The sequence below is a fragment of the Pantoea sp. E956-1 genome, assembly GCF_982223955.1.
In genome coordinates this window covers 88,611-102,700 of sequence record NZ_CEUYZP010000013.1, presented here as the reverse complement: position 1 = coordinate 102,700, position 14,090 = coordinate 88,611, and the positions used below count along the sequence as shown (strand labels likewise).

Genomic DNA, 14,090 nt, shown 5'->3' with positions numbered 1-14,090 from the left:
CTACAGTCTGACGTGATCGATCAGCGCCCTCAGCTTGGGGGCCAGGTTTTTGCGGCTGGGAAAATAGAGATAGAAGCCGGGAAAGACGGGCAACCATGCATCGAGCAGGGTTACCAGTTCGCCACGTGCGATGTAAGGCTGGAAGGTTTCTTCCATGCCAAAGCTGATGCCGCCCCCGGCGCAGGCGGTGCGAATCATCACCCCCATATCGTTGGTGGTGAGTTGTGGATTGACGGCAACATCAAACTCGCGCCCCTGCTCTGCGAACTCCCAGCGATATGGAGCCAGACCAGGCCCTTTTCGCCAGCCGATGCAGCGATGATTGACCAGATCCCCGGGATGTTGCGGCGTGCCTGCGCGCGCCAGATAGGCGGGTGACGCTACTGCCACCTGACGCTGCGCGGTGGACACCGGCACCGCAATCATATCCTGAGCAATCACCTCCCCCAGCCGCACGCCCGCGTCATAGCCCTGTCCGACAATATCAAACTCCTCATCGGTGACGGTGATCTCCAGCTCAACCTGCGGGTAAGCAGTAATAAAGCTCGCCAGCAGTTCTCCCCCCAGCATTCGCTCTGCAATCGAGGAGATCGCCAGCCGCAGCTGGCCCCGGGGTTCCGCAGCCAGTTCGGCAATATCGGTCACGGCGCGATTGAGCTGATTAATCGCCGGCGCCACTTCGGCATAGAGCCGCTGTCCGGCTTCTGTCAGCTGAACCGAGCGTGTGGTGCGCTGCATCAGCGTGATATTAAGCCGGTCTTCCAGACGTCGCAGACTCTGGCTGATCGCCGGCCGCGTCACACCCAATTGTTCTGCGGCCAGCCGGAAATTACGCGTCTGCGCCACAATCACAAAAACTTCGAGAGCATTTTTATCGGCATTCATTGGTCAGATTCAGTTACCAGTGCGTAAAGTGTTTGGTGGATTATCTTTATAATCCAGCCGCCGTATGATCGCCAGTGACAACCTGACTGGAGAAACAAGATGACTCAGAAAGTGATTTTAATTACCGGCGCCTCAAGCGGCATCGGTGCAGGCATTGCACGCGAACTGGCGAAAGCAGATGCCATTCTGCTGCTGGGTGCGCGGCGGGAAAGCCGCCTGGCCGCGCTGGCTGAAGAGCTGCAAATCAATGGTGCAGAGGTGGCGATTAAAGCGCTTGATGTCACGCGCCGCGAAGAGGTGACGCAGTTCGTTGAGTATGCGCTGGAGAGATGGGGCCGGGTGGATGTGATGATTAATAACGCCGGTATTATGCCCTTGTCTCCGATGGCATCGCTGAGGGTGGAAGAGTGGGAACAGATGATCGATGTAAACATCAAAGGGGTGCTGTATGGCATTGCGTCAGTGTTGCCGACCATGCTGACTCACCAGCGTGGTCACATCATCAACATCGCGTCGATAGGTGCGCTGGCCGTGTCGCCCACCGCGGCTGTCTACTGCGCCACCAAGTTTGCAGTGCGGGCGATTTCCGACGGATTACGTCAGGAGAACAGCCAGCTGCGGGTGACCTGTGTTCATCCTGGTGTGGTGGAAAGCGAGCTGGCATCAACCATTACCGATCCCGCAGCCGCCGGGGCGATGCAACACTATCGCGCTATCGCATTGCAGCCAGACGCCATTGGGCGCGCCGTGCGCTATGCCATTGAGCAGCCTGAAGAGGTGGATGTGAACGAAATTGTGGTGCGGCCAACCCGAACGCAGCAGTAAGCAAACCGCCCGATGCGCTCTGTGCATCGGGCGGAAGATTTTACTGTCAGTAAAGGCTTCTGCGGGTACGCTGCACGGTAATGGCGATGGCCGTCAGTGCCACCAGCATCAGAACGATCCCCAGCCCAACCATGGCATTAAAGCCATAGACTTTAAACAGCAGGAGACCTGCAATACAGCCGCTCAGGAATGAAAATACGGTAGTCAGATGGGTGTGCAGAACCTTCTGGAAAAAGCGGCGATCGTCGGTTTCAAGATGCACGGCGTGGGACGTGTGAGCAAAGATCCACGAACCCAGCGCAATACCCGCATCGGTCAGCGTGCCGGTAATGTGGGTCGATCTGACGCGGCCATTGGAGAGCTGCGTTGAGGTCGCATTATGAATCCCCATTAAAAAGCCCAGCATCAATAGCACTTCCCCGTTAAAACTTGGCCGGTAGAAGACGATCTCAAAGACCGATGCCGCCGTCAGCGCCGCCCCTTCCGTCAGAATAATCAGACAGAATATCGTGCGTAACTTATGTCTGATCCCCACCACCACCGCCAGCCGGGCAACGGTACAGCCCAGCACAAAGGCAATAATCAGTGCCATTAAAAACAGCATGGTATGGAGGTCGCTGGTGGTCACTTCCTGGGAGATCTGCGACGTGTTACCGGTCATATGCGATGGGAAAAATCCAAACGCGCCCAGCGCCATGGCATTAAGGATGCCGGCGGTGGTAGCGAGCACCAGCGCCAGCAGTCGATCTTCGGTATGTGAACGAACTTTCTTCTTTTTAATCAGCACAGGTTTCCCCACCTCAGGTGAATGCAAACGTTCTTATAAGGCTCCAAGCATACAGCCTGATGGGAATTATTCCTGTCAGAACCAGATAACTCTGATGAAATAAGCCATTAATTTTGCTGATTTTTATAAAGCTGATTCAGTTTACTTTTAAAAGTGTCAATAACGCGATGATTCACCAGCGAGCGACCACCCAAGGTGCTGACAGTGGTCTCAGTCAACGATAAAGAGTTGCGCGCCGGTAGACGTAAAGGAGCGATGTGGTTCGGCATCGTCCGCCACCTGATAGCTGACGCCCGGTGTCAGCACGAAACGGCGACCATCTTCCAGTTCAGTATGCAATTCACCCGCCATGCACAGCAAAATATGGCCCTTTGTGCACCAGTGATCGGCGACATAGCCTGGTGAATAGTCGACCATCCGCACCCGGATATCATTAAACGTCACGGTTCGCCAGGTCGCCTGTCCCTGGTCGCCGGGATGAATCGTCTCTTCAATCTGATCCCACTGAGTCAGGCCAAACGGCAGATTTTCAATTTTCATGCGATTTCCTTGTGGTTAAGTGCAGGATAAACGTCAGGCCAGCGCCTGGATAACGGCCTCTTCCGCGTGGATAAGCGTGGTATCAAACAGGGGCACGCTGGCATCCGTGGCATCCACCAGCAGTGTGATTTCGGTGCAGCCCAGAATAATAGCCTCCGCCCCCTGCACAACCAGCTGCTGCATGATCTCACCAAAACGGCGACGCGACGCGGGATTGATTTCGCCCAGACAAAGCTCGTGATAAATCACCTCATGCACAAAAATCCGATCCTCTCTCTCCGGCGTGATCACCTCAAGATTGAACTGCTGCTGAAGCCGCCCGCGATAGAAATCCTGTTCCATGGTGAATCGCGTCGCCAGTAATCCGACCTTACGCACCCCGGCCTGCTGAATGCGGCGGCCAGTGGCGTCGGCGATATGCAGCAGCGGAATGCCTGTTGCGGTGCTGATTTGTGCTGCCACTTTATGCATGGTGTTGGTACAGAGTACGATGAACTGCGCGCCAGCCCGTTCCAGATTGCGTGCCGCTTCAGCCAGTATCTCTCCCGCCTGCTGCCACTGGCCCGCGGCCTGTAGCTGCTCAATGCGCTGAAAATCGACGCTATAGAGCACCAGTTCCGCCGAGTGCAGGCCGCCCAGCCGCTGTTTAACCTGCTGATTCAGAATGCGGTAATAGAGCGCGGTAGACTCCCACGACATACCGCCTAACAGACCAATGACTTTCACAATGCACTCCGCGTTCAGGGGTTTCATTCCAGCATGCCAGATCGACATTGTTCGGCAACGGCTTTGTTCAGTGGATACTGTTCTGCGGTCTGAAGCATCGGGCAATCACCATCAACAGCACCACGCCAGCGCTCATGATCAGCCAGGCCTCGGTCATTGATGTGCCGCTATCACGCACCCAGCCTGCCAGCAGCGGCATCAGAGCTGCAATCAGATATCCGCCTCCCTGCACGCGTGACAACAGAATGCCCGCCTCTCTGGCACTGCGCGCATGATCCAGTGTGACGATCAGCGACAGCGGAAAGAGCGCACCGATGCCCGTACCCAGTAACAGCGAAGAGAGTATCGGCATCGTACCTGGGTAAAACACCAGACTCAGCAGCCCCAGCAGCAACAAGGCCAGCACGCCAAGCAGCAGCGGACGGCGATCGGGAAAGCGATGTAACGTCGCCGAGACGATGAATCCTGCTACCACTTCGGTTAAGGTCAGGGCCGCGAGCAGATAGCCACTGTGGCGAGCACTCCAGCCCAGTTGAATATAGAATGGCGGCAGCCAGGCCAGCACCAGCGTGTACGCACCCGTGCCGATGCCAAAAAAGAGCATCAGCAACAGGGTACGCCGCACAGGCAGCGTCGTTGCATCAGAGGCCACGCTCACCTGCGGCGATCGCCTGACTAAAGTCAGCCAGATCAGCAGTGTGACCAGCGTTAACCCACCGGAGAGCGCCAGCGCGGGTTGCAGGCCCAGCCATGAAAACAGCGGGTCGGCACCGGCAGCGGTCAGTGCCGCGCCTGCCATAATGCCCGTGCTGAACAGCGCCATCAGCGTCGCCGCGGCCTCAGCAAAGCGTTGCCGGATCAGAGCGGGCATCAGCGCCTGTATCACGCCAATCCCTGCGCCTCCCGCCAGCGCGGTGAGCAGCAGCTGAGAGGGAGTCAGCGTAACGCCGCGCCACAGGCAGGCGACCGTCAGACAGAGCAAACCGGCGGCGATTCCCCTTACCGGCCCGATGCGGGCGATCAGCCACGGGCCAGAGAGTGCGGCCAGCCCCATCATCGCCACCGGCAGGGTGGTCAGCAGACTGAACGTCGTCGCCGTCAGCCCGGCCTGCAGTTGCAACACCGGGAACAGCGGGCCGATAATCGCCAGCATAGGACGCAGGTTCAGCCCGATAAGAAAAGCGATCACGGCAAACAGAACGGGGAACAACACTTTATTTTTCATCATCGACGCCTTGAAAGAGGATTGACGTTGACAGCACCGGGCTGTCACCATTTATCTTAACGTTAAGATAAATTACCCCCGGTGTTAAGAGGCTGCGCACAACCCGACAACATAACCACAATATTTAAAGGTGATTTATGCATGACCATATTGATTTCGTTGTCAGTCAGTGGGACGACGCGATGCCCGATCTCGACGCCTCTTCAATGCGGATCTTCGGCAGGGTGCTGCGTCTGATGAAACATCTGGCGAAAGCGCGCAGTCAGGCACTGGAGCCTTTTGGTTTTCAGGAGGGAGAATTTGATGTGCTGGCGACATTGCGACGGGCGGGATCGCCTTTTCGCCTGTCGCCCACCCAGCTCTACCAGGCGCTGCTGGTGACTTCCGGTGCGATGACAAATCGTCTGAACCGGCTGGAGCAGCAGCATCTGATTGAGCGTATTGCCGCGCCAGAGGATAAGCGCAGCATGCTGGTCGGGCTGACGCCGCACGGGCAGCAGCAGATTGAGCATGCACTCCGCGTCCATACCGCTACGCAGGAGGCGCTGCTGGCCCCGCTTGGCGCTTCAGAGCGTGCCGAACTGGAAAGGTTGCTGAAAACGCTGCTGCTGGTGTGTCCAGGCGAAGCGACAGCCGCAGAATAACGCCGTCAGCGCTGCAGTTCGGCCACTGTCATGGTGAAGATAACCGGCAGTTGATCGGCACTGGCATAGGCATGCGGCATATCGGTTCGCGCTACGGCTGCACAGCCCTGTTGTACCACCAGGGTCTGCTCTCCCACCGTTAGGGCCAGCGTGCCCTGCTCGACATGCAACAGTTCGAGCGTGCCTGAGGAGTGACCGGCAGAACGGAAAGCTTCGCCCGCCAACATCTGCCAGCGCCATAGCTCGATCATATCCGGCCCACGGGTGCCCGCCAGCAGCTGCGCATAACCGCCCTGCTCACCCTGCCATAGCCGGGGCATTTCGCTGTTCTCAATCAGCCAGGCGTCAGGCGCATGCGCAACGTTAACGATATCTGCCACCGAGACGCCCAGCGCGGCTGCCACTTTACAGAGAATAGCGATGCTGGGATTGGCAGCACCCTTTTCGATCTCCACCAGCATGCCTTTACTGACACCAGCCCGGCGCGATAACTCATCCAGCGAGAGTTTCTGACTTTTACGCCAGCTTTTGATGCTGTCCGAAACAGCCTGATTGACACTGGCGACATCGGCACCCGCATCGGTCGTTATATTGACTTTTTTGGTCATCGGTCATTACTATGAAATAAATTAGTCACTGAGAGAGTATCCGATGTTATCTGTTCATCCGTCAATCGATCCCGCTGTTTTCGCGCTCGCTCCCGGCTTTCGTGCCATGAGTATTGTGGTGGAAACCACACCGATTACCCGACCAGAAGTTGCCAGCGAAGCACTGAAGAGTGCATGCCAGCAGGTATTAAATAATGATGCGGCTTGGGCAGACGCGCATCTCGCCGCCTGGGCTGAGGTGTTTAAAGCCTTTGGTGCCAAAGCGAAACGTACACCCTGTTCGGCTGAAGCATTGCGTAAGCGCGTGCTGCGGGATGGCGCATTGCCCGCTATCGATCCGGTTGTCGATCTCTATAACGCCATCAGCATTCGTTATGCGCTGCCGGTCGGGGGTGAAAATATCGCGGCCTATGCTGGCGAGCCACGTCTGGTGATTGCTGACGGCAGTGAACGTTTCGATACCGTTAAAGAGGGCGAGGTGGTTTATGAGTCGCCGGAACCGGGCGAAGTGATCTGGCGCGACGATCAGGGCGTGACCTGTCGCCGCTGGAACTGGCGTCAGGGTGTAAGAACCAGACTGGATGCCAGTGCGCAGCAGATGTGGTTCATTCTGGAAAGTCTGCCCGCTATGCCGCTCTCCGCGCTGCAACAGGCCAGCGACGATCTGGTTTCAGGATTACAGCAGATGATGCCGGGTGCGCAAATCAGCACGACCCTGATTGAAGCGCCAGCAAACTGAACATTGCCTCAACAGCGGCTGAACGAGGTTAACGGTGAGCGGAAACTGTGGCAGGATACGCGCCCTGCGTCTGGCCATACCCGGCTGACTTAACGGCACTCAACCGGTGATTAAAATGGCTAAAGTAAAATATATCCTGCCCCTGCTGCTGATCCTCGCTCTGGCCGCCTGGTGGTTTATCCCACATGACAGTGAGGAAGATAAAGCGTATTACGTCGCGGTGTTCTGCGCGATTGATCATGATAGTAAGCAGCCACTCGACCAGCAGATGCAGAACGTCATTGAAGGCGCCAATTCTGATTATGCGCTGCAAAAAATCACCTATAAATCGGGGCTGGGTCGCAGCGTGATTGGCCGCTGGCAGCAACTGACCCCTGATGAGCAGCAGCGCGCCGTGCAGGATAACCTCGCCTGCCAGCAACTGCTGAAACGCTGATTTCTGACAGGCGTGTTGATAGGATCATTCATTAGATTTCGCGCTGGCCATTACAATGGGCGCGCCCGTCATGGCTTATCCCTCCGCACCTGAAATTACCGTTTTTTTTGTCTACGCCAGACAGGATTGCATTAAAAATCGTGTTAAACGCTATTGATGGTGCTGAAAGCCGTATCAATATGGCGGCATACAGTTTGAACATTAAGCCCGTTGCGGCGGCACTGGCGTCCGCGATAAATCGAGGTGTAACTCTTAGGATAGTTGCCGATGAAAAGCCAATAACATCCGATACACCACGGTGACTTTCCTGCTCAATCAGGGTGTGATGGTATGAATGAAAAGCCGTTACGCCATCACGCATAATAAATTCATGGTGGTTGTCAGGCCTGAACGCGGGAGGTATTGTTTAAGAAGCGTCAGGACGATAAATGAAGGGAACTTGAGGGAGCTGACAATGGACACCACTGAAGAACTCAATAACACCTATTTCTACGCGGGCAGACCGAACCTCAACGCTGGTGAACTCTTTTTCATGATTTTCTGTGAAGAAGTTGCTGAACAGCTGGGCATCGATGACTTCGGCGCGATCGTAGCCATCCTTTCAGGCCGTAATGTCCTGAACACACGTACCAAACCGCGCGATGCTCTCAAGGGAACGTCCTATGCCTCACGGGCAGCGCGCAAGGTGTTCCCTAAGGCCAAGTTTCCCTTCGGCATTCAGCTCCCCACCATTGTAGGGGGATACCCGCCCCGGACCGCCCGTATTCTCTTTACACATAAGCTCAGCACCTTTGTCGGACGGGCGATACCCGTCGTCGGCTGGGTGATTCTGGCCAGAGATGTTGCCGATATCAGTTTCAATTCGGTCAGACTATACAACACCATCGCCCGCGGGGAGGATAAGTTATGGTAGATGACCTCCAGGCGCGCGTAATGGCGCTTATAGAGCCGTGGAACGGCCGATCTCTGCTAACGTTCAGAAAAAAAACACTCACGCCTGAGATGTCGCTCAATCTGGACATGAAGCTTGACCCGGAGGATGCTGCGGAGTGCCTTCAGAACGTTTTCGATGCGTTTGGAATGGATTCTGACCAGGTGACTTTCAGCCTCTACTATCCAAAAAACCCGCGTGTGGCCATCCCTCTTACTATCGGGATGTTGGTAGAGGCAGCGCGTACAGGTCATTGGTGTTACGACTGAGGTGCAGAGAGTCCACCCCTTACTTCCGGTAATCCTCAAGGACATCCTTAATGCTCACACTTAACTGCTCATCAAGGGCTCAGACTCTGCTGACACTCTCTGCAGGTTTTTCCTGTAAAGTTCATGAATTTGAAGGGGTTCTGTTATCGTTAGATCTTGAACAAATTTATGAATCTGACTGAATCGCCACGGGTTTAACAGACACCTCAGAGTCATTTAAGATGGCTTGAAGAGAGGTGCCCATGAGCGGTAAGCGTTATCCCGAAGAGTTTAAAATTGAAGCAGTCAAACAGGTTGTTGATCGCGGTTATTCTGTTGCCAGCGTTGCAACACGTCTCGATATCCCCACCAACAGCCTTTACGCCTGGATAAAGAAGTACGGTCCGGATTCTTCCGCTAATAAAGAACAGTCAGTTGCTCAGGCCGAGATCCGCCGTCTCCAGAAAGAGCTGACGCGGGTTACCGACGAACTGGACATATTAAAAAAAGCCGCGGCGTACTTCGCAAAGCTGTCCGACTGAGGTACGCCTTTATCCGTGACAACACCTGTTGCTGGCCTGTTCGCCTGCTCTGTCGGGTGCTGGATGTTCATCACAGTGGTTTTTACGCCTGGCTTCAGCAGCCGCATTCACAACGCCATCAGGCAGATCTGAGACTGACAGGACAGATTAAATAGTTCTGGCTGGAATCGGGATGCATCTATGGTTATCGCAAGATCCATCTGGACTTGCGGGACAGCGGTCAACAGTGCGGAGTCAACAGAATCTGGCGACTGATGAAACGTGTCGGGATAAAGGCTCAGGTCATATACCGGAGTCCGCGGGCATGTAAAGGCAAGGCCAGTATCGTGTCGCCCAACAGGCTCCAGCGACAGTTCAATCCGGATGCTCCGGATGAGCGTTGGGTAACGGACATAACCTACATCAGGACCCACGAAGGCTGGCTGTATCTTGCCGTGGTTGTTAATCTGTTCTCACGCAAAATTATCGGCTGGTCCATGCAATCCCGGATGACAAAGGACATTGTCCTGAACGCACTGCTGATGGCTGTATGGCGGCGTAATCCCCAAAAACAGGTGCTGGTTCATTCGGATCAGCGCAGTCAGTACACAAGCCATGAGTGGCAGTCGTTCCTGAAATCACACGGCCTGGAGGGCAGCATGAGCCGTCGCGGTAACTGCCATGATAATGCGGTTGCAGAAAGCTTTTTCCAGTTGTTGAAACGCGAACGGATAAAGGAAAAGATCTACGGAACGCGGGAAGAAGCCCGCAGCGATATTTTTGATTACATCGAAATGTTTTATAACAGTAAGCGTCGGCATGGTTCTAGCGATCAGATGTCACCGACAGAATATGAAAACAAGTATTATCAACGGCTCGGAAGTGTCTAGATTATCCGTGGCAATTCACATTTTCTTGCGGCACGTAAGCTTCCCAGAACGTCTTCAGAGGCCATGCCTTTGCCATCTGCAATTTCCTTTTTAGCTTGCAAGGCCAGCTTGAAAAGGGCGTTTATGTTACTTTCCTGCTCAATCTCTCTGATCTCAGCCTGACGCTCAGCTGCAGTCTGGATGAAAAGCTCCGAGACGCCATTTTTAGTGACGCCGATAGAGACGATTCAAATTTTCTAATAGATTAAAAATCTTCACAGAATGTGAGATTTGAGCTGTCCCTCTCTATGATGAGGGACAGATGAAGACTACAATCCAGCAGTAAAATTGTGTACATATTTACCCTCTCTACGCAACTGTTCCTGCAGCGCAAGACATCATCCTGATAAGTTGGAATCTGAAGATAGCCGAACTGTTTAACACTTTGTCTGTAACGTACAACACAGGCCCGGCGTTGATGTCTGAAATCGACTGAAATCGTCAAAAGATCGCCTTAACCACCAGCAATCACCTCTTCTGCCTATTTCCGATTTGTTAACACAACCCGCTATCGACTCTCGGCCTGCTTTGATGCCGGTAGCCTGTATCGTATGAAATCACTTTAAAAAAAGAAAATATGATGATGCCAGAACGCAAAAATTATCCGCAACTGGGTGAAGTAAAAGCACCTTATGTCCACGCAGTGAAACATGGCGCGACGCTGTATGTCTCAGGACTGACCGCTTTCGGTACGGCGGCTCAGCAGGGAGATATGGCTGAACAGGCAGAAGCCATTTTTGATCAATTCAGGGCGATTGCCGCGGCTGAGCATACGTCGCTCGCATCGCTGCTGAAAGTCACGATATTCATCACCTCTTTCACAGAGATCACCGCGCTGCGGGAAGTGCTTTATCGCAACTACGGCGAGCATCTGCCCGCCAGCTCGCTGGTACAGGTCAGCGGACTTTTCTCCACTGACCTGCGCATAGAGATTGAAGCCATTTTTGCCCTGTGAGTAGAAAGCAGCGACATACTCAATGCTAGAGCTGCAGATCCGCGGCGGCTGCGCCCCGCGCCAGATAACCGATGCGATAGACTTCCTGCTCGCCAGCGGGGCGCTGGAGTGACGCGTTAACCTCTACGCCCTGCCAGCGGCTCACATCCCAGGCGCTGATCCCTGTTGTTACCGGCAGTGTCGTGAGGTCTGAATGCGGTGGAATCGTCCAGCGGTTCAGCGTTATAAAGCGGGCGTCGGCCAGATCAGGGATGTGGGTCTGCCCCTCAAGCGCCAGCCAGCTTTCGATGATCGGCCAGCCAAAATCCCTGACCAGCGTCGCAAAGCCAGGACTTTGCAGGAAACGCTGCATGCCACTCGCCTCCCGCCAGAAATAGAGCGGCGCATAACGGTTTTCATTCTGTCCGCCATCATCACGGCAGGCGTAGAGATACGCCTTGGCCACCAGCCCTGGAAAGCCATCAAGCCGGGCTCCGTTCAGACTGATGCGCTGTTCAATGATGCCCATGTCGTAGTCAGCGGGCAGGGTAAAACGATAGTGCATGATAATCATAACGCCTCCTGTGCCAGCATCCGGCCGCCGCTAAAGCTCCACTCTTCGGTGCTGTTAAACTGAATGATGATCATCACGTCGTCAGGATCGATCGCCATCTCCGCCTGAAGCGTCGTACAGAGTGAATGATAAAACCGTTGCTTCTGTTGCCGGGTTCGCGGTCGGCCTGCCGTCACCTGAAACAGCACGACATTATCGCTGCGCCCGCCGCTGAGATAGTGACGATCAAATACCCGCTGTCCGGCGGGCAGCATCTCAATCACCTGAAAGCAATCATGCTCAGGAACGTCAAATTCCGCGACCAGCGCCTGCTGAAGCAGCGTGGAGATCTGATGCAGAGCCGCTTCGCTGTAGCCCTGACGCAGGGTAATTCGGGTAAAGGGCATCAGTGATTATCCTCCAGATAACCCAGCGCGGTAACGGCGGCGGGCCAGCCTGCGTAAAACGCCAGATGGGTGAAGCTCTCCACCAGTTCATCCTGCGTCAGCCCATTTTGTCGGGCGAAATCGATGTGCCCAGGCAACTGCTGGACTCTCCCCAGCGCGGTTAACGTTGCCAGCGTCAGCAGGCTGCGTTCACGCGGTGACAGCAGCTCGCGCTGCCAGATATCGCCAAACAGCACCTGCTGCGTCAGTTCGGCCAGTTTTGGCGCGCGCAGCGCCAGTGTTTCCCGATCAAGCGATTTTTTCATTGCACACTCCTCAGTGATGAGACAGAGTGTCACTCAGGCTTTCAATCCTGAAAATCAAATTAATCATCACTTATCATCCATATTTACAGGACAATAATGAAGAAGGTACCGGAGTCCCTCGATTTGGATGCGCTGCGCAGTTTCGTCGCGGGCATTGATGCCGGCAGCTTTGCCCTGGCGGCACAGCATCTCTGCCGGTCTGCCTCGGCTGTCAGTGCGCAGCTCAAAAAACTAGAGCAGCAATGCGGCACGTCGCTGGTGATGAAAAAAGGGCGGCATGTACAGCTGACCCGCAGCGGTGAACAGCTGATGAGTTACGCCAGACGCCTGCTGTCGCTGAACGATGAGACATTGCGGGCAGTGAAAGGCGAAGCGTTGCAGGGCGAAATACGCATCGGGATGCAGGAGGATTTTGGCGAAGCGTTGATGCCAGCCATTCTCGGCGCGTTCAACCGGCAGCATCCGGAGGTGATGCTGACCGCACGCGTCGACAGAAATCTGCCGCTGCTTACGGCGCTGGCCCGTCATGAACTGGACCTTGCGCTGCTATGGCAGGCAGAGCAGCAGGCTGGCACGCAGTTAATTGGTCAGTGTCCGTTAGCCTGGATACAGCATCCGGCGTTTGATCTGGCGGGATATCTGCAGCGCGGCGAGCCGCTGCCGCTGGTGGCATTCGATGCGCCGTGTGTCATGCGATCGCGCGCCACCGAGGCGCTGGATAAGGCAGGTATTCCGTGGCGGGTGGTGTTCACCAGCCACAGTCTTAGCGGGATCTGGGCGGCATTACAGGCCGGGCTGGGCATCACCCTGCGCACCCGCGCCGGGTTGCCGGAGACGCTGATGATTGAATCACACCGGCTGCCAATGCCCGGCGATCTGGGAATCGCGCTCGCCCGCTCCGATCAGGGTGACGATCCGGCGCGTGCGCTATTGCAGCATCTGATCACGCAAGCCGCCCTGCCCTTTGTTCAGCGCTGATTTAAAATGCCCGCTGAACCAGAGACGAACAGTATTCTGCTGAGATGTCGCGGTCACCGAACAGAATATGAAACATCACCGGTGCCACAACCCCATCGACAATGCGCTCAACATCAAAACCTGATTCGCCGCGTGCGATGGCCCGATTGTTAAGCGTTTCAAGATGCTGATAAGTAAACCCACAGCATTTCTGACTCGCCCCTTCAGCCTGACTCCCTATCACATCAGCCAGAAGCTCACGACCGACTTTGGACGACATCTCTTCAGCATAGTGCTGGATGAACGCGGTAAGATCGCTGGCCGTCGATCCGGTATCTTCCGGTTCTGCGATAGGTCGCATCCGTGCCACGGCCACATCCGCCAGTAACTGGGACAGATCGCCCCAGCGCCGATAGATCGTGGAAGGTGTTACACCCGCCTGTTCGGCGATCATCGGCACTGTAAGAGCTGAACGATCAAGCGTTTCAAGCAAGCGGTTAACGGTGTTATGCACTTCCGCCTGAATACGTGCGCTGCGCCCACCCTGCCGAATCATCTCCCTCGCCATCTCTTTCTCCCGCTTTTATCAGCCTGAACGTCATAGCTAAAGCAACGAAGTTGCATTAGCAGATAACGGCAGTGTACCGCATCTCAGGCTGAGCAGGCGCTAATGTGTGCTATCGGGCGGTTGAGCATCAAGGCTGCAGTTTACTCAGGACCGATTTAACCGGCTCGGCGGTGAGATGTGACGAACGGTTATCTGATGCGCCTATCCATAAAAGACTGACTGCCATAACTGCTGAAATAAAAATTGTACGAATATCCATAAAGCCTCCCCCTGATTGAGGTGGCTAAAGTAATCCACACAGCGGAGTGTTAATCGCGGAATA

Annotated in this window: 20 protein-coding genes and 1 pseudogene; 9 read left to right on the top strand and 12 right to left on the bottom strand. The window is 55.1% G+C overall.

Translation table 11 applies throughout. The features are described 5' to 3' along the window. Positions 1-885 carry a LysR family transcriptional regulator gene (locus AC0T7J_RS22555; RefSeq protein ID WP_473797289.1) on the bottom strand — a complete coding sequence of 295 codons (885 nt, stop codon included), beginning with the start codon at positions 883-885 and terminating at the stop codon, positions 1-3. A 99-nt stretch (positions 886-984) separates the two neighbouring features. On the opposite strand from AC0T7J_RS22555, the gene AC0T7J_RS22550 reads away from it, so the two are divergent. Then, a complete protein-coding gene (locus AC0T7J_RS22550; protein ID WP_473797285.1) occupies positions 985-1,710 on the top strand; it encodes an SDR family oxidoreductase in 726 nt (241 codons plus the stop codon). 46 nt (positions 1,711-1,756) lie between these two features. Here AC0T7J_RS22550 and AC0T7J_RS22545 read toward each other — a convergent pair whose 3' ends face one another. The 4 genes from AC0T7J_RS22545 to AC0T7J_RS22530 form a co-directional block, all read right to left on the bottom strand. Next, positions 1,757-2,497 (bottom strand): YoaK family protein, encoded by a 741-nt coding sequence (locus AC0T7J_RS22545; protein ID WP_473797282.1) that lies wholly within the window; start codon positions 2,495-2,497, stop codon positions 1,757-1,759. A 210-nt stretch (positions 2,498-2,707) separates the two neighbouring features. After that, the gene (locus AC0T7J_RS22540) at positions 2,708-3,037 is read right to left on the bottom strand and encodes a DHCW motif cupin fold protein (RefSeq protein ID WP_473797279.1); all 330 of its coding nucleotides are present in this window, start codon (positions 3,035-3,037) and stop codon (positions 2,708-2,710) included. A gap of 33 nt (positions 3,038-3,070) precedes the next feature. Beyond that, on the bottom strand, positions 3,071-3,763 hold the full coding sequence (locus AC0T7J_RS22535; RefSeq protein WP_473797401.1) for an aspartate/glutamate racemase family protein: 693 nt from the start codon (positions 3,761-3,763) through the stop codon (positions 3,071-3,073). Between the two features lie 67 nt (positions 3,764-3,830). Then, positions 3,831-4,988 carry an MFS transporter gene (locus AC0T7J_RS22530; protein WP_473797398.1) on the bottom strand — a complete coding sequence of 386 codons (1,158 nt, stop codon included), beginning with the start codon at positions 4,986-4,988 and terminating at the stop codon, positions 3,831-3,833. A gap of 137 nt (positions 4,989-5,125) precedes the next feature. Here AC0T7J_RS22530 and AC0T7J_RS22525 point away from each other — a divergent pair, with 137 nt between their 5' ends. Next, a complete protein-coding gene (locus AC0T7J_RS22525) occupies positions 5,126-5,632 on the top strand; it encodes a MarR family winged helix-turn-helix transcriptional regulator (RefSeq protein ID WP_045139980.1) in 507 nt (168 codons plus the stop codon). Between the two features lie 5 nt (positions 5,633-5,637). Here AC0T7J_RS22525 and AC0T7J_RS22520 read toward each other — a convergent pair whose 3' ends face one another. Further along, positions 5,638-6,240, bottom strand: coding sequence for an XRE family transcriptional regulator (locus AC0T7J_RS22520; protein ID WP_473797276.1), 603 nt, complete (start codon positions 6,238-6,240; stop codon positions 5,638-5,640). A gap of 43 nt (positions 6,241-6,283) precedes the next feature. On the opposite strand from AC0T7J_RS22520, the gene AC0T7J_RS22515 reads away from it, so the two are divergent. After that, positions 6,284-6,979, top strand: coding sequence for a B3/B4 domain-containing protein (locus tag AC0T7J_RS22515; RefSeq protein ID WP_473797274.1), 696 nt, complete (start codon positions 6,284-6,286; stop codon positions 6,977-6,979). Between the two features lie 115 nt (positions 6,980-7,094). Next, positions 7,095-7,415: a hypothetical protein gene (locus tag AC0T7J_RS22510; protein ID WP_473797272.1), complete on the top strand. Its 321-nt coding sequence runs from the start codon at positions 7,095-7,097 to the stop codon at positions 7,413-7,415. Between the two features lie 31 nt (positions 7,416-7,446). On the opposite strand, the gene AC0T7J_RS22505 is transcribed toward AC0T7J_RS22510, so the two are convergent. Next, positions 7,447-7,776, bottom strand: a complete 330-nt coding sequence (locus tag AC0T7J_RS22505; protein WP_191918215.1) for a hypothetical protein — start codon at positions 7,774-7,776, stop codon at positions 7,447-7,449. Between the two features lie 93 nt (positions 7,777-7,869). On the opposite strand from AC0T7J_RS22505, the gene AC0T7J_RS22500 reads away from it, so the two are divergent. The 4 genes and pseudogenes from AC0T7J_RS22500 (at position 7,870) to AC0T7J_RS22485 (ending at position 10,999) form a co-directional block, all read left to right on the top strand. Then, positions 7,870-8,328, top strand: coding sequence for an STM2901 family protein (locus AC0T7J_RS22500; protein ID WP_473797269.1), 459 nt, complete (start codon positions 7,870-7,872; stop codon positions 8,326-8,328). Next, a complete protein-coding gene (locus AC0T7J_RS22495; RefSeq protein WP_473797266.1) occupies positions 8,322-8,615 on the top strand; it encodes a DUF1493 family protein in 294 nt (97 codons plus the stop codon). Before AC0T7J_RS22500 ends, AC0T7J_RS22495 begins: the two co-directional genes overlap by 7 nt. A gap of 242 nt (positions 8,616-8,857) precedes the next feature. Beyond that, a pseudogene (locus tag AC0T7J_RS22490) lies at positions 8,858-10,005 on the top strand (IS3 family transposase). 616 nt (positions 10,006-10,621) lie between these two features. Beyond that, on the top strand, positions 10,622-10,999 hold the full coding sequence (locus tag AC0T7J_RS22485) for a RidA family protein (RefSeq protein ID WP_473797262.1): 378 nt from the start codon (positions 10,622-10,624) through the stop codon (positions 10,997-10,999). Between the two features lie 25 nt (positions 11,000-11,024). On the opposite strand, the gene AC0T7J_RS22480 is transcribed toward AC0T7J_RS22485, so the two are convergent. From AC0T7J_RS22480 to AC0T7J_RS22470, 3 genes are read right to left on the bottom strand one after another with little or no spacing between them, the layout of a single operon-like run. Continuing rightward, positions 11,025-11,552: a DUF4865 family protein gene (locus tag AC0T7J_RS22480; RefSeq protein WP_473797259.1), complete on the bottom strand. Its 528-nt coding sequence runs from the start codon at positions 11,550-11,552 to the stop codon at positions 11,025-11,027. Continuing rightward, positions 11,549-11,938, bottom strand: coding sequence for a tautomerase family protein (locus tag AC0T7J_RS22475; RefSeq protein ID WP_473797256.1), 390 nt, complete (start codon positions 11,936-11,938; stop codon positions 11,549-11,551). Before AC0T7J_RS22475 ends, AC0T7J_RS22480 begins: the two co-directional genes overlap by 4 nt. Further along, the gene (locus tag AC0T7J_RS22470; protein WP_473797253.1) at positions 11,938-12,243 is read right to left on the bottom strand and encodes a carboxymuconolactone decarboxylase family protein; all 306 of its coding nucleotides are present in this window, start codon (positions 12,241-12,243) and stop codon (positions 11,938-11,940) included. Before AC0T7J_RS22470 ends, AC0T7J_RS22475 begins: the two co-directional genes overlap by 1 nt. 96 nt (positions 12,244-12,339) lie before the next feature. On the opposite strand from AC0T7J_RS22470, the gene AC0T7J_RS22465 reads away from it, so the two are divergent. Further along, entirely contained in the window at positions 12,340-13,221 is an 882-nt protein-coding gene (locus tag AC0T7J_RS22465) for a LysR substrate-binding domain-containing protein (RefSeq protein WP_473797250.1), read from the top strand. A gap of 1 nt (position 13,222) precedes the next feature. Here AC0T7J_RS22465 and AC0T7J_RS22460 read toward each other — a convergent pair whose 3' ends face one another. Both AC0T7J_RS22460 and AC0T7J_RS22455 read right to left on the bottom strand, forming a co-directional pair. Continuing rightward, entirely contained in the window at positions 13,223-13,768 is a 546-nt protein-coding gene (locus tag AC0T7J_RS22460) for a TetR/AcrR family transcriptional regulator (protein WP_473797247.1), read from the bottom strand. Between the two features lie 127 nt (positions 13,769-13,895). Beyond that, positions 13,896-14,027 (bottom strand): hypothetical protein, encoded by a 132-nt coding sequence (locus tag AC0T7J_RS22455; RefSeq protein WP_010670579.1) that lies wholly within the window; start codon positions 14,025-14,027, stop codon positions 13,896-13,898. Positions 14,028-14,090 lie beyond the last annotated feature (63 nt).

Bases quoted from the DNA above. Each gene is read 5' to 3' on its own strand.
- AC0T7J_RS22555 (WP_473797289.1), bottom strand. From the start codon at position 885: ATGAATGCCGATAAAAATGCTCTCGAAGTTTTTGTGATTGTGGCGCAG.
- AC0T7J_RS22550 (WP_473797285.1), top strand. From the start codon at position 985: ATGACTCAGAAAGTGATTTTAATTACCGGCGCCTCAAGCGGCATCGGT.
- AC0T7J_RS22540 (WP_473797279.1), bottom strand. From the start codon at position 3,037: ATGAAAATTGAAAATCTGCCGTTTGGCCTGACTCAGTGGGATCAGATT.
- AC0T7J_RS22530 (WP_473797398.1), bottom strand. From the start codon at position 4,988: ATGAAAAATAAAGTGTTGTTCCCCGTTCTGTTTGCCGTGATCGCTTTT.
- AC0T7J_RS22525 (WP_045139980.1), top strand. From the start codon at position 5,126: ATGCATGACCATATTGATTTCGTTGTCAGTCAGTGGGACGACGCGATG.
- AC0T7J_RS22520 (WP_473797276.1), bottom strand. From the start codon at position 6,240: ATGACCAAAAAAGTCAATATAACGACCGATGCGGGTGCCGATGTCGCC.
- AC0T7J_RS22515 (WP_473797274.1), top strand. From the start codon at position 6,284: ATGTTATCTGTTCATCCGTCAATCGATCCCGCTGTTTTCGCGCTCGCT.
- AC0T7J_RS22510 (WP_473797272.1), top strand. From the start codon at position 7,095: ATGGCTAAAGTAAAATATATCCTGCCCCTGCTGCTGATCCTCGCTCTG.
- AC0T7J_RS22505 (WP_191918215.1), bottom strand. From the start codon at position 7,776: ATGCGTGATGGCGTAACGGCTTTTCATTCATACCATCACACCCTGATT.
- AC0T7J_RS22500 (WP_473797269.1), top strand. From the start codon at position 7,870: ATGGACACCACTGAAGAACTCAATAACACCTATTTCTACGCGGGCAGA.
- AC0T7J_RS22495 (WP_473797266.1), top strand. From the start codon at position 8,322: ATGGTAGATGACCTCCAGGCGCGCGTAATGGCGCTTATAGAGCCGTGG.
- AC0T7J_RS22485 (WP_473797262.1), top strand. From the start codon at position 10,622: ATGATGATGCCAGAACGCAAAAATTATCCGCAACTGGGTGAAGTAAAA.
- AC0T7J_RS22480 (WP_473797259.1), bottom strand. From the start codon at position 11,552: ATGATTATCATGCACTATCGTTTTACCCTGCCCGCTGACTACGACATG.
- AC0T7J_RS22475 (WP_473797256.1), bottom strand. From the start codon at position 11,938: ATGCCCTTTACCCGAATTACCCTGCGTCAGGGCTACAGCGAAGCGGCT.
- AC0T7J_RS22470 (WP_473797253.1), bottom strand. From the start codon at position 12,243: ATGAAAAAATCGCTTGATCGGGAAACACTGGCGCTGCGCGCGCCAAAA.
- AC0T7J_RS22465 (WP_473797250.1), top strand. From the start codon at position 12,340: ATGAAGAAGGTACCGGAGTCCCTCGATTTGGATGCGCTGCGCAGTTTC.
- AC0T7J_RS22460 (WP_473797247.1), bottom strand. From the start codon at position 13,768: ATGGCGAGGGAGATGATTCGGCAGGGTGGGCGCAGCGCACGTATTCAG.
- AC0T7J_RS22455 (WP_010670579.1), bottom strand. From the start codon at position 14,027: ATGGATATTCGTACAATTTTTATTTCAGCAGTTATGGCAGTCAGTCTT.